General features: G+C 52.8%; 11 protein-coding genes and 2 pseudogenes. 6 read left to right on the forward strand and 7 right to left on the reverse strand.

Going from position 1 to position 12,277, the window contains the following annotated elements; all coding sequences use genetic code 11:
• The 6 genes and pseudogenes from ACTF5M_RS10385 to ACTF5M_RS10410 form a co-directional block, all read left to right on the forward strand.
• Positions 1–281, forward strand: a pseudogene (locus tag ACTF5M_RS10385) (hypothetical protein); the annotation flags it as partial.
• A gap of 46 nt (positions 282–327) precedes the next feature.
• On the forward strand, positions 328–696 hold the full coding sequence (locus tag ACTF5M_RS10390) for a hypothetical protein (protein WP_438960927.1): 369 nt from the start codon (positions 328–330) through the stop codon (positions 694–696).
• Positions 697–2,421: 1,725 nt separating this feature from the next.
• Positions 2,422–3,462: a diguanylate cyclase domain-containing protein gene (locus ACTF5M_RS10395; protein WP_438960928.1), complete on the forward strand. Its 1,041-nt coding sequence runs from the start codon at positions 2,422–2,424 to the stop codon at positions 3,460–3,462.
• Between the two features lie 21 nt (positions 3,463–3,483).
• Positions 3,484–4,167, forward strand: a pseudogene (locus ACTF5M_RS10400) (EAL domain-containing protein); the annotation flags it as partial.
• Between the two features lie 307 nt (positions 4,168–4,474).
• Positions 4,475–4,759 (forward strand): hypothetical protein, encoded by a 285-nt coding sequence (locus ACTF5M_RS10405; RefSeq protein WP_341247186.1) that lies wholly within the window; start codon positions 4,475–4,477, stop codon positions 4,757–4,759.
• Positions 4,760–4,798: 39 nt separating this feature from the next.
• Positions 4,799–5,374 carry a hypothetical protein gene (locus tag ACTF5M_RS10410; RefSeq protein ID WP_438960929.1) on the forward strand — a complete coding sequence of 192 codons (576 nt, stop codon included), beginning with the start codon at positions 4,799–4,801 and terminating at the stop codon, positions 5,372–5,374.
• On the opposite strand, the gene ACTF5M_RS10415 is transcribed toward ACTF5M_RS10410, so the two are convergent.
• The 7 genes from ACTF5M_RS10415 to ACTF5M_RS10445 form a co-directional block, all read right to left on the reverse strand.
• On the reverse strand, positions 5,371–6,522 hold the full coding sequence (locus ACTF5M_RS10415; protein WP_438960930.1) for a TolC family protein: 1,152 nt from the start codon (positions 6,520–6,522) through the stop codon (positions 5,371–5,373). The two genes, ACTF5M_RS10410 and ACTF5M_RS10415, sit on opposite strands and share 4 nt — an antisense overlap.
• Positions 6,523–7,424: 902 nt before the next feature.
• Positions 7,425–8,162, reverse strand: a complete 738-nt coding sequence (locus tag ACTF5M_RS10420) for an ABC transporter permease (RefSeq protein ID WP_438960931.1) — start codon at positions 8,160–8,162, stop codon at positions 7,425–7,427.
• Positions 8,159–8,920: an ABC transporter ATP-binding protein gene (locus ACTF5M_RS10425; protein WP_438960935.1), complete on the reverse strand. Its 762-nt coding sequence runs from the start codon at positions 8,918–8,920 to the stop codon at positions 8,159–8,161. Before ACTF5M_RS10425 ends, ACTF5M_RS10420 begins: the two co-directional genes overlap by 4 nt.
• Before the next feature lie 29 nt (positions 8,921–8,949).
• On the reverse strand, positions 8,950–9,642 hold the full coding sequence (gene tenA, locus ACTF5M_RS10430) for a thiaminase II (protein ID WP_438960932.1): 693 nt from the start codon (positions 9,640–9,642) through the stop codon (positions 8,950–8,952).
• Positions 9,639–10,577, reverse strand: coding sequence for an ABC transporter substrate-binding protein (locus ACTF5M_RS10435; RefSeq protein ID WP_438960933.1), 939 nt, complete (start codon positions 10,575–10,577; stop codon positions 9,639–9,641). The genes tenA and ACTF5M_RS10435 overlap by 4 nt, the downstream gene beginning before the upstream one ends.
• Before the next feature lie 62 nt (positions 10,578–10,639).
• Positions 10,640–11,635: a ThiF family adenylyltransferase gene (locus ACTF5M_RS10440; protein WP_438960934.1), complete on the reverse strand. Its 996-nt coding sequence runs from the start codon at positions 11,633–11,635 to the stop codon at positions 10,640–10,642.
• Positions 11,632–12,261, reverse strand: a complete 630-nt coding sequence (locus ACTF5M_RS10445) for a thiamine phosphate synthase (protein ID WP_438960936.1) — start codon at positions 12,259–12,261, stop codon at positions 11,632–11,634. Before ACTF5M_RS10445 ends, ACTF5M_RS10440 begins: the two co-directional genes overlap by 4 nt.
• Positions 12,262–12,277: the final 16 nt, after the last annotated feature.

A 12,277-nucleotide genomic window follows, 5' to 3' on the forward strand; every position in this document is an offset into this window, starting at 1 on the left:
CAGCTGAGCGTCAGAACATGCGGATGGCACGCTGGTGCTTTGCACATGAGGGCGTAGATCATGAGAACTTCCATGTTCACTTCGTAATACCCAGCCCACTGCAGGACACGGAGCAGATGTGCTGCGTAACGGATCTGTGTATTTTATGTGATCTTTCTGAACCGATTTTGTTACAGCGTATTAAGCGCTCTGCCTTTGCAATTGTGTTACTTGTGACCAACAGTTTGCGCTGCCTTCCGGTATCCAGCGGGCAAGGTGGAGACTTCCTCACTGAAGGATGAACAAGCAAAAACTTGATTTGGATACGATATTGGCTACCCTTTACTTATGTTAAAAGTTATCTTCATCCTGCTTGCGACCACCAGTGCTGCTGAAGCTCTGGGAACGTTCATTTGTAAGGAACTCGACAGAGTTTCTCTTTCTGCTGAGGGTGCCATGCGACCCGTTTATGAGGGGCGGTCTCTTACGTTCACTTGGACCGATAACAAAGTGTCTGGTGACGGTGTCTTTTATCATAAAGATTACGACATGCGCCGGCTTGGGAACGGAGGGTTCCGAGCAACTGCTGAAAACGAAGACCGTAGCGATCTGTTTCGTTTTGAGGAAGGCGTGCTTATGCACACCGCTATAGTGAAGTACAGGCAAACACCTTCGCTGCAATCACAGGTATTTCGATGTAAGCCTGTCGGGCAGTGAGGCTTTTCCTTCTGCTTCGGCCGTCGAGATTTTCAATAGCCCGCGCGGTGTTCACTGGCGGCGATTAAGCTGATCGGCATTTAAAAAGCCTAGGGGGAGCGAGGGGAGCAATTTCCACATAACTTATACTTCACACTCTAGCCGCTTTCTTGTCATTGCAAATGTACAGTAATTATTTATATTAACCAATGTGTTAGGGGTAAGTAAAAAGTATCGGTACAACGGCTCTACTTGCTCTACCGCTCCCCCTGAATTGGTGGGAACGGGGGCAAAAAGGAGCAAGCTCCAGTAGTTTGCTCCCCTCGTCAGTACACTCTATTTCTAACTTCATGATGGCTTTATGAGCGCAAAAATCGTCATGCCTTTGTAGTCCCCAGGGGTAAACTTGCGGCCAATACTTTCGTATCCAGCTGCGTTCAGCGCTCCGCGTATGCGGTGTTGCAGTTGGGGTGCGATCTGCGCCTTTGATTGCTCGCCGGCAGAGCTGACGACATTGTCTTTCAAGAGACGCTTGCAGACTGGTATCATTGCCTTGCTTCCGCCGGCGACAGCTTTGGGTATGACCCAAGGGTTACCCAGCCCGACTTTGTACGGAACTCAAAGACTTTTGTTCCGTCATCCCAGCCTTGCAAGTATAGGCGTTGACCGCAGGTTGATCGATCTCCACTTTCGAACCTGAATATCGGTGTGGAGCAAACTTGCCTCCGGAAGCTACACTTGATGTTACACTTATGATGATAATTTATTAATACTGAATCTGACCAAGCTTAACTTATAGAGACTTATCTATCTGTTATAAAAATTGTTTACGTAACCTATTGAAATCATTAATGATTGGCATACGTGTAGGGGTACCATTTATATCTTCAAAACCAAAGCGTTTAGTTTCAAACTTCGTTGAATACTTTTCGCCTTAAGATGTTGTACGGTCTCAGTTCAGCGCGCAAATTCGTGGCATAAAACATTTGTCGGTTCTTTGTTCGGTCCGTCCACAACTACTGGGGAGCGCAAGACTTCAATGGCGTATTCGCGAATGAACGGGTGGGCTTTGAACTAAGAATGAAGCAATAGAAGTTTAGCCAAAAGAGCCATTCGCGACACTATTTGCGCTGTCTTTTACCCATATGTCATATCACCGATCACAGACGCAGGCAGCTCCTACACAAAAGCGCCCTGCAAAAATCAAAAGATACATCTTCTGTTAATTTTAATTAACCTTTCTTTAACGCGGTTAACGAATTCTTACGGCACCGATTAATCGTCTGCCGGAGCGCGCAAATGCTACCCTCACAATTAGATCTACGTTCGCTTGGCAAATTTGCTGCATTTTGTGCAGGGGCACTGTCACTTATATTGCTTCTGGTTGGGGCATTTGGTGTGGGCGGCCATGCGTCAAATGCAGACACCGCGTTTTTGAACACCTGTAAATTGATCTCCGCGTTGTTGCTCGGAAAAAGTATCGCCGTGTTTGCGCTACATACAAACAAGTTGGGTCAAACAGAGCATTGCAAGACCCTGATGCCTTATTTTGCCGCGGCCTGTATGACGACAACGCTGCTGTTTACGCAAGTTGTGTATGTTTATTTCAAACCACCGAATTTTTCAGACCTTTCCACCGTCACAACCGTTGCTTTGCTCAGTATGCCGGTCAGCTTGCTGCTTCGTTGTAATGGTGGTGTAAAGCTGATGGCTGTATCACAGGTTTTAGACACTTCAGTGTTCGTGATGATAACTACGGCTCTTATCGGGTTTGCTTTTGGGGCATCGGCATTCACACAGTTTGCATTCTATTACGGGCTGTTTCGTTCAGAGGCGATTACCATATTCTTGCTGCAATGCGGGTTGTTGGCACACAGTCCACAATCTGTCTGGGTGCGGGTGCTGTTTTCCGTCAAGGCAGGAAGTGAGCAGACCCGGCGCAAGGTGCTGATCTTTGTGCCGTTCAGTCTTATCCTTGCCTTGCTCTACCAAAACATTGGCAACCTCTATGACGATCCGCATTTTGCATTGGCCGCAATTGTTGCAACAGGCATTTTCTTTATCTTTTGCTTCGGGGTCAAAGCCGCCACGCGTGTCAACAAAAGCCAACGTGAAATGGAGCGCCTTGCCTTAACTGATCCGTTGACCGGGGTTGGTAACCGCAGGGCCTATGATCAGGCACTTATGCATAACTGGTCCACGTCAGAGCCCACTCTGGTGACGTTGATCGGCATCGATCTTGATAGATTTAAGTCCATCAACGACCTGCATGGCCATGACGCAGGTGACGCGGTCTTGCGCGAGGTTGCGCATCGGCTGTCATCTTGTGTGCGGCCTACAGACCTTGTGACGCGTGTGGGCGGGGATGAATTTATCATTGTTTTACGGACGCTGTCATCTGGAAGTGATGCAGCGCGTATCGCGCATCGCTGTTTGCTTCAGTTTTCACGCCCTATTCGGTTTCGTGGTCTGAGGATTGAGATCGGTGCGAGCATTGATGTGTTTGCCCAAAATTCACCAAACATAGCATCGCGCGAAATTACCAAACGATTGGACTTTGCTGTTTATGCGGCAAAAGAAAAGGGCAAGGGGCAGATCGTTTACTATTCGACTGTTTTGCATCGACGGGCTCTGCGGCAAACGCAGCTGCGTAAAGAAATCAAATTGGGGTTTGACCGCGGTGAGTTTGTTCCGTTCCTTCAACCAATTATTGATGCGCGATCCGGCTGTACTGCGGCTTTTGAAGTGTTAGCCCGCTGGAACCACCCGGTACGGGGGATTTTGTAACCCGGTTCATTTTACAAAGATGCCGTGGCTTTGGGCTTAACGGACAACATTGGCTGGGACGTGTTCAAGCAGGCGTTGGATAATCTGGACGGTGACATATGGGCGCCTTCTGTCCCCAAACATCTTCACTTGAACGTCACACAACAAGGTCTGGTGAAGTCGGACCTCCTGCGCATTTTGAAAAGTGCGCGCGCCGAGGGCGTCCGCGTCACGATCGAGATTTTGGAGACCGTTCTTGTGGATGATTGGGGGCCAGAGGAGTTGGTTGCGCTTAAGACCGTTCGTGATCTTGGCGTGAAGATCGCGATTGATGATTTCGGGACGGGTCATGCTTCGCTAACCAGCCTCGTGCGAATTAAGCCAGATGTGCTGAAGCTTGATCGGTTTATTGTTCACAATTGCCAAAACAACAGCGTGGAGCGGACGGTTCTTACGATGGCGCTGCAAATGGCGAAGGACTTGGGCATTAAGACAGTATGCGAAGGCATCGAAACTGCGGATCAGGAAGCGTCTGTTCGCGCAGAGGGCGCTGATTTTCTGCAAGGGTTCCGATACAGCCCTGCGGTTCCTGTGTCTGAGTTGTCCGGCTTGCCGATAATCTTTGCGACCAACGAAAAGGATGATTTGTTGAAGCAGGATACTGAGGTTTCAGCCATCGACGGCGCGGCTGAGGTGCCTCTGGCTCTGCCATCTTTGGTTTCATAACTAGATTAGAAGAGTGAGCGCAGTTCTCTGGGGCATGTCGCCGTGGTGCGAAAAACGTGCGTGCCAATGGGGATGAGTCGTTGAGTGTCCTGCGGAGGGAAGTACCGTGTAGACACGAGAGGCGATTTGGAGTAGTGATATTCGGAAACATTTTTAGAGTGAAATTTTTGTGAGATTTTCCATTTCGGGGCGCTGACAATCTTGGAGGACTATTTTTGTTATGCTAACAGTCCGAACGCTTTTGGTAATATTGCCTGCGGCGCTGTGAATATTTTTCACATACTAAACTGGGATAGAAATCGTGGATGTGACTCTTTTGAAGAGCTTTGCCAAGCTGCGCCTTACTTTGCTGCAGATGGAAAAAGAAATTGGTCTGGGCGAGATCTCTGCCGCCGAGTCGGCAGTTATTTGCGCAGCCGCTTTGATCGTAGACGATCGCGGCCGTGTCGAGTTGGCGTCATTGATGGCGCAGGAACCTCTTGCAGCCATGTCACGCAGCACGTTCTTCCGTGCAATCAAGTCTTTAGGCGAGCGTCAGTTGCTGGTCAAAGAGTCCGACAGCAAAGTGTCGGACTATATCCTCAAAGCATAGGCCAACCGATCGCATGCGCCGGTCACAAGAGTGGGCCGCATGTATAGAGCGATCGGGCTTGAAGCTATTTTGATAAGCGCCTTAACGGGCGCTTATTTTTCTATGTTGTGGATATCGTGGAACGTCGTCGTTCCCCTACAAGCCATGATTTTTGGCGAAGTCTTCGGCATCCTACTTTTCCTTCCGAACGGTATCAAAATTCTGGCAATCTATACTCTTGGCTGGCGTGGCTTTTTTTATCTACTTCCCGTTGCTGTGTGGCATTTCACGACGCTCAGCGACTGGAACAATAACTATGACGAATTAATCACGATGGCTGTGATGTCACTTTTGGCGCCGTTTATTTCATTTCATGTACTGCATTGGTTACGGGTGATTGTGCCGCAGCCGATGACATTCCGCCTAAACTGGCGCGAGCTTTTGTGTGTGGGGCTGCTGTCCGGCTTTTTGAACTCTATCCTGCTGACAACCGGTTTTGCCCAAGGTTTGAAAGAGGTCGCGTTCATTACGATCGGGGATGTGTTGGGCTTTTTGGTCGTGTTGCTTGCGGCAATGTTGGCGATGCGCTGGATGCGGTTTGCGCGTCACCAATCAAAACGTGGCTGGTTGGCCTAGTGATGTGGGCTTAGCAATGCGCTTAGCAGGGCAGTGCGCAGCGCTTGAATTTCCGCGTCAATGACGCGCTTCAGATCGGCTTGACCGGTTGCCAGTTGTTTTTTGAGCGTATCGCGTGAGGCGAGTACTTCTGCGTTTTTGGCGCGTACAGAAGATCGGCTACTGACAAGTGAGGCGCGGGTTTTCATCATTTGAGACAGCATCGCAACGGTTTCGCGCTTTTGCGTGTCAAACTGCTGTTTCTCACGGATCAGATTGGCTTCGCGCGCTGCTAGCTCTGCATCACGTCGCCCGCCATCCCCTAATGTCCAGCTCAGCTGGAGCCCAAGGGCTACGTCAGTACTGCTTGTTTGTGACATGGGGCTATCGACGCCAGCGCGCAAACCAACGGTTGGCTTCTTTTGTGCGGCTGCAATCTGAACGTCTTGTTCCGCAATCACGATTGATGCTGCTGTGCCGCGCAATGCAGGATTACCCTGCCACGCTGTTGCAGCGTTTTTGCCGGTGGGCAGCGAGATAATCTGTGAAGGGCGCGCAACGGCGCCACCATCATGCTTTAGGCATTTCGACAAGCGGCTTTGTGCATCACTCACGCGCTCGCTCAGCCGCAGTTCTTCAATGTCGAGATCGTGGATCTGAATCTTGGCACTGGCGGCAGATGATTTGTCCACCATGCCGCTGGCAACGAGGCGGTCCATCTGTTGCACAATGCCGCGTCCTTCCTGTGACCGTTCGGCCAACAGAGCGCTTCGTTGTTGATACTGCCATAGATCAATCCAGGCAGAGGCCATATCGGCCACGATGCCCGTGATGGCTTCCTCGGCTTGGGCCTCAGCGGCGATGACACGGGCGAAAGCCGAGTTGATCCCAGAGACCGATGCGCCGCCGTCGTAAATGAGCTTGTTGACCGACAGGCTTGCACTGATGCCGGTGGTGTCTTCGGTGCCGGTTGTGTCTTCCTCGGAAACACCGCCCAATTGGGATTGCAAAGATACTTGCGGGGCGAGGGCGCTGTTGGCGACAGTCACGCCTTGGGCGGCACCTTCGATGGCCGCTTTTGATCCGGCATAGGCGCTACTTGATAGGGCTGCTGCTTTGATGGATGGTTGGTAATCCTTAAGTTTCACCGTGATAGCAGAATTAACCACATCAGCCGGCCCACTACTTAATATGTCACCGACTGCGTCCGAAACATATACGCTGTCTGTAGGGGCTTGCGCACATCCCGCTACAAGGCCTAACGCCACCAAACATGATGTGATTTCGGGGCGGAATAGCATGTGGAATTCTCCGGTGCTTTGTTACTGCATTTAAACCCCAAATAGTTAATGCAACGCTGACAAATCATTAATTATGATACAAAATCTTACATGAAATAATCATGATTTAAGACGCGTAATTGATCGCGGCGATTTGGTGGGGAGCGCAGACAATTAAGTGGTTATTGAGAACTGTGATTTTGTCGAGTTCATCGACATCGCGTACCGACGAAGCTCGTCGTACACCAGTTGAAGCCTAGCAAAACCTCACGCCCCTATGCGGGAAAAATGCGGACGCTAGTTACTGGCTTTACTATGAGAAACGCCGTGAAAGTTGGTAGTTATAGCGCATCGAGCTAGCTGTCGCATGCTTGGAAATCTAAGAATGTCACATGTTGCCAAAGTGTTTGCTCCCACATTGATGATACTGCCGCTGCGAGCTTTGACTAGGTCGTGCACTACCAAAATACCTGAGCAGACAAGACTTATTGTACCTACTGGTCATGTAGTCGCCTTCACAGATTTATGTGAGTTGGTGACGCGCTTTATTCATTACCGCTATTGCTGTTACATTGGTTGATGGATAGTAGCGGGTCGTTTATTTACGTTACGGTCGCCGGCTCTACAACAGACAGCTGAGTTCCGCATTTGAACTACCCCACCATCATGTTTAGGAACTGGACGACCCATAATAGTCAGCGTGCGACTAATGCCAATAGAGATTAGCTCTAAGTTCAAGAAAGTTGAGGTTTAGATGGTCAAGCTGACTTCCCTTCTGGACGTCAGTCACCTCACCCTTGGGCATAGGCGTCCAGCCGCGCCGCCAGCTTTCCTATCGCCCAATGCAGTGCCACAGTCATGATTGCCAGCGTAATGAGTGCTGCAAACATCAAGTCAATTTTGGCCCGGCCATTTGCCAAAAGCATCAGGTATCCAAGCCCTTTGGATGCGCCAACCCATTCTCCGATGACGGCACCGATGGGCGCGTAAACAGCGGCCAGCCTTAGGCCGGTTCCAAGGCTGGGTAGGGCGTGCGGGATGCGTAAGCGCCACAGTGATTGGCGTGGTGTGGCTCCCATGGTTTTGGCCAGATCAAGCAATGCGGGGGGCGTGCGCGACAGCCCGTCATGAAACGCGGATGTGACTGGGAAGTAGATGATCAGCACTGCCATGATAACTTTTGAGCCGATCCCATAGCCGAACCATAGCGTCAGGATCGGGGCAAGCGCAAAGACAGGTACCGCTTGGGTAAAAACCAACATGGGCAGCATGATGCGGCGGGCCAGGGCCGAAGTGGTCAGGTGGATCGCAGTCGCCACCCCAAGGGCAGTTCCCAACACGAGGCCAAGCCCAACTTCAAGGGCGGTGACCCATGCGTTGCTCAGGATGATCTCATAGCTTTTGATCGCCGTGCTCGCCACGCGCAGAGGCGAAGGCAGGATAAAATGGGGCGCACCTGTTATCATCACAAGCGCTTGCCACGCGGCAATTCCAGCCAGCAGGGCCCACAGTGCATCAAGCCGCTTCATTGTGCATCCTCCTGTGGCGTTTGGTTGGTTATGGCGGTACCGGCGCGCAAATGATCCAGCAACGCTGCTTGACAGCTTATGGTATCGGGCGCGTGAATGTCGCGAATAGGGGGGCTGGCTGGCGTGGGCCACGTGGTGGCGCCGCCTGCGGACAGAAGAATAATCTGATGGGCAAGGCGCGCGGCCTCAGCGGGGTCGTGGGTTACAAGTAAAACTGTTTTACCCCAGAGCGCTTTGGCGGCTAGCTCCTGCATGTCGGCGCGTGTGCCCGCATCAAGTGCCGAGAACGGCTCATCAAGCAACACAATGTCGCGGTCCTCCATCAAGGTCCGCGCAAGAGCGGCCCGTTGGCGCATTCCCCCAGACAATGAGGCAGGTCGTTTATCAAGATGCGCCCCAAGGCCCACGCGGTGTAAAAGGCTGCGCGCGCGTTCGATGTCCGGTGTTTGACCGCGCAGGCGCGCCCCAAGGCAGGTGTTTTCAAGCACGTTGAGCCACGGCAGCAGCAGGTCTGACTGCGCCATATAGCTGGCGCGGTTGGTTAGCGCGGTACCGTCATCTGCTGTGATCTCCCCGTCAAAATGCCCGTCTGTTTGCAGACCCAAGATAAGCCGCAAAATTGTCGACTTCCCAACGCCTGACGGCCCCAAAAGGCAATTCCATTCACCGCCGCAAAGGCGCAGTGATACATCCTCAAAAAGAGGGCCGGTGGAAAACGTAAAACTACCTTGAAAGTAAATGCTTGGACCGGTGGACAAAGTGGCGGAAGATTTGATGGCGGGATGGGTCATGCTGCACCGTTTAACCCTATTTGCCAGAAGCCTACTTCAAGTGCCGTGGCCTTGGTGAACCGCGCTTGCAGCTGTGCCCAACGGGGGCTGTCTTGCGGTTTTGTTCCCAATCTATGCGCCACAGCACCGTCAAGCATTTCGCCCGCATTCGTGCAGACTGCCTGATATTCAGGGTCGGCGTAGGTGTTGATCCAGTCGCTATATGGCGAGGTTTCTGCTTGTGCGGCCAAAGACAACCCAATCTCGCCATAGCCCATAACGCAGGGCATTAGGGCCGCCATCAAGTCAAGAAAGTCGCCTTGCAGGCCTGCATCCATTACATAGCGGGTGTAGGCGATGTTTTCTGTGGCCTCCGTGGCGGCAAAAAGCTCTGCCTCACTGATGCCTTCTGCGGCACAGGTTTTTACGTGCAGCGCCATTTCATGATTTACTAATGCGTCCACCGTGCTGGCGCAGGTCTTCATTTCTGCAAGTGTTTCCGATTTGACCACGCCAAGGGACCAAGCCCGTGAGAAATGGACCAAGAACACATAGTCTTGTACCAGATAATGTAGAAACGCCACGCGTGGCAGGCTGCCGTCGCCAAGCCCTTTGACAAAGGCGTGGCGGGTATAGGCGGCCCATTCATCCGGCGCGCCAAGGCGCCACGCATCAAACGTGGCGCCGTAGCTTGGCAACTGGCTGTTCATCGGGCCGTCACGTCGATGGACAGTTTCTCAACTGGGTTCACAGATGGGATCAGGCCGGCCTCAAACAAGAACTGTTCATAGGCTGCGTAGCGTCCCGCATCGAATGCCGCAGGGCGCAGGGCAAAGCGTGGAATTGTGTCGTCCCACGCGCGGTCGTTTAACTCGTCTTGGAGTTCTGTCGAGGTAGCTGAGAAAATCTCCCAGCTGTCTTCGGGGTGGTTCACGATGTATTGGGTCGCTTTTTCTGTGGCGGCTAAGAAGCGTCCGATCATGTCTGCGTCCATTTTGTCTGGATTTGCCACATAGATCAGCTCGTCGTAGGGGGGCAGGCCTTCTTCTTCGACGAAGAAGCACTTGCCCGCCACGCCTTCGATATCCATTTGGTTCAGCTCAAAGTTACGGAACGCGCCGATTACCGCGTCTACCTGACCTGACATAAGTGACGGCGAGAGCGAGAAGTTGACGTTCACCAACTCTACCTCGTCCAAGCCAACCCCGTGGGTGCCCAATACGCTTTGCAGCACGGCTTCTTCAACGCCGCCCACAGAAAAGCCGATCTTTTTGCCTTTGAGATCAGCAGGTGTCTCAATTGGTCCGTCTTCAAGAACCAACAGGCAATTCAGCGGTGTCGCGACCAATGTGCCTACGCGCTTAAGCGGCAGGCCTTCGTGTACTTGAAGGTGCAACTGCGGTTGATACGAGATGGCCAATTCGGCACGCCCTGCCGCCACCAGCTTGGGTGGATCAGACGGATCAGCGGGTGCGATGACTTCAACTTCAAGGTCTTCCTCCGCAAAGTAGCCTTTTTCCTGCGCCACAATAATCGGCCCGTGATCGGGGTTAACGAACCAGTCGAGAAGCAAAGTCATTTTGTCTTGCGAAAATGCCGGCGCAGCGGCGAGGATCAGTGCCGCGGTGGTAGAGAGAAGTTTCATTAGGGATGTCCTTTTCAGGGTGAAGGGGTGTTTGGATTACGTTTATGAGTGTTGGCGTTGTGTCATGGATCGATGGGTAGGGATGGGGCGTCGCCCATCGCGATAAGGGCAAAATCCGCCTGGCCGCGCGCTTGTAATGCGCGTGCAGCTTGCCAGGCGCGCAGCCCAGATCGACAGGTCAGGACCGTGCGCGTCGTCGGGGGCGTCAGAGCAATATGGCTCATGTCCGGCACTAAATAGCGCTCGGCACGCGGGACTACGGGGTTTTGGGCCTCCGCCTCAGGGCGCAGTTCAATCACGCGGTCTGTGGCTGTGATATGATGCGGGGCAATAAAGCGAAGCGCATCGGCGGCGTCAGGCTCGCGGGCGCCATCAAAGCGAAACCCGCCTGTGCTGAAATCGCTCAGGTTCAGGGTCATCAACTGGCCAAGTGGGCTTGGCTGGGTGCTTAGCAAAACGCACAGCGCCATCTGGGCTTGTAGCGCGCCTATGGTTCCCACAACAGGTCCCATGACGCCAGCGGTGGCACAATTTGCGGCCGTTTGGGGCAGTTCGGGAAAGACGGCACGCAAAGAAGGGGCAGTCGCGCAAAACCCGCCGACATAACCGGTGGTTCCCAATGCAGAGGCGCTGATCAGCGGGGTTTGTGCGGCCAAACAAGCATCTGACAAGATGTAACTGGCCGCAAAGCTGTCGGCGCAATCAAGGGCGATTGTGATGCCTTGCAGCAAATTGTCCACGTTCGCGGGGGTGAGTGGCTCTGTAAGGGTGGTGATCTGGCAGGCTGGGTTTAGCGCCGCCATTGCTGTGGCCGCCGCTTTTGCCTTCGGCGCGCCGATGTCATCCATCCGGTAGAGAATTTGACGGTGCAAGTTACTTTCGCTGACCACATCGCCGTCCACCAAGGTGATCCGCCCAATGCCAGCGCCCACAAGATATTGCAAAACAGGACAGCCAAGCCCGCCCGCACCGATCACAAGCACATGCGCGGCCTCAAGGGCACGCTGTCCTAGCTTGCCGATCTGGGGCAAGATTATCTGGCGCGCATAGCGGCTCATGTGTCACCGCGCGGTGTGGCGGAATGTGGCGTGCCCGTTGCCTGCAGCCACGCTTTGACCTGCGCTTCAGGGTCCGCATTAAGAGTAATATTTGTGACGGCAGACACCACGTCTGCGCCTGCAGAATAAGCACCTGCCGCGCGCTCAATTGTCATTCCACCAATCGCGATCAGGGGGGTGTCGCCAATTTCTGCTCGCCATTTTCTCAGTTTCTCAACGCCTTGCTCATGCCATTTCATTTGCTTGAGGATCGTCGGGTAAATAGGCCCCAAAGCTACATAATCTGGTTTCAATGCTATGGCGCGGGCCAGTTCAGCGCGGTCGTGGGTGCTGATGCCCAGCTTTATGCCTGCAGCGCGGATAGCATCCGTGTCAGCATCATCCAGATCCTCTTGCCCAAGGTGGATCCAGTCGCATCCCAGATCAATTGCCGCCTGCCAGTAGTCATTGATCACAAGTGTGGTCCCTGTGCGGGCGCAAACTTCTTTGGCGGCAGAAATTTCGGTGCGGATTGTCTGATCATCGGCATCTTTGATGCGCAGTTGCACCAATTTGATCCCAAGCGGGACAAGCCGTTTGATCCAAGCTGCACTGTCAAAAATAGGGTAGAAGCGATCAAGGCTCATGACAAAAACGCCTTTC

It is taken from the genome of Nereida sp., assembly GCF_965655635.1.
In the GTDB taxonomy this organism is placed as follows: Bacteria; Pseudomonadota; Alphaproteobacteria; order Rhodobacterales; family Rhodobacteraceae; genus Nereida.

Excerpts from the sequence above, each read along its gene's own strand:
- ACTF5M_RS10440 (WP_438960934.1), bottom strand. The coding sequence starts at position 11,635 with ATGAGCCGCTATGCGCGCCAGATAATCTTGCCCCAGATCGGCAAGCTA.
- ACTF5M_RS10445 (WP_438960936.1), bottom strand. The coding sequence starts at position 12,261 with ATGAGCCTTGATCGCTTCTACCCTATTTTTGACAGTGCAGCTTGGATC.
- ACTF5M_RS10390 (WP_438960927.1), top strand. The coding sequence starts at position 328 with ATGTTAAAAGTTATCTTCATCCTGCTTGCGACCACCAGTGCTGCTGAA.
- ACTF5M_RS10420 (WP_438960931.1), bottom strand. The coding sequence starts at position 8,162 with ATGAAGCGGCTTGATGCACTGTGGGCCCTGCTGGCTGGAATTGCCGCG.
- ACTF5M_RS10395 (WP_438960928.1), top strand. The coding sequence starts at position 2,422 with ATGATAACTACGGCTCTTATCGGGTTTGCTTTTGGGGCATCGGCATTC.
- tenA (WP_438960932.1), bottom strand. The coding sequence starts at position 9,642 with ATGAACAGCCAGTTGCCAAGCTACGGCGCCACGTTTGATGCGTGGCGC.
- ACTF5M_RS10410 (WP_438960929.1), top strand. The coding sequence starts at position 4,799 with ATGTATAGAGCGATCGGGCTTGAAGCTATTTTGATAAGCGCCTTAACG.
- ACTF5M_RS10435 (WP_438960933.1), bottom strand. The coding sequence starts at position 10,577 with ATGAAACTTCTCTCTACCACCGCGGCACTGATCCTCGCCGCTGCGCCG.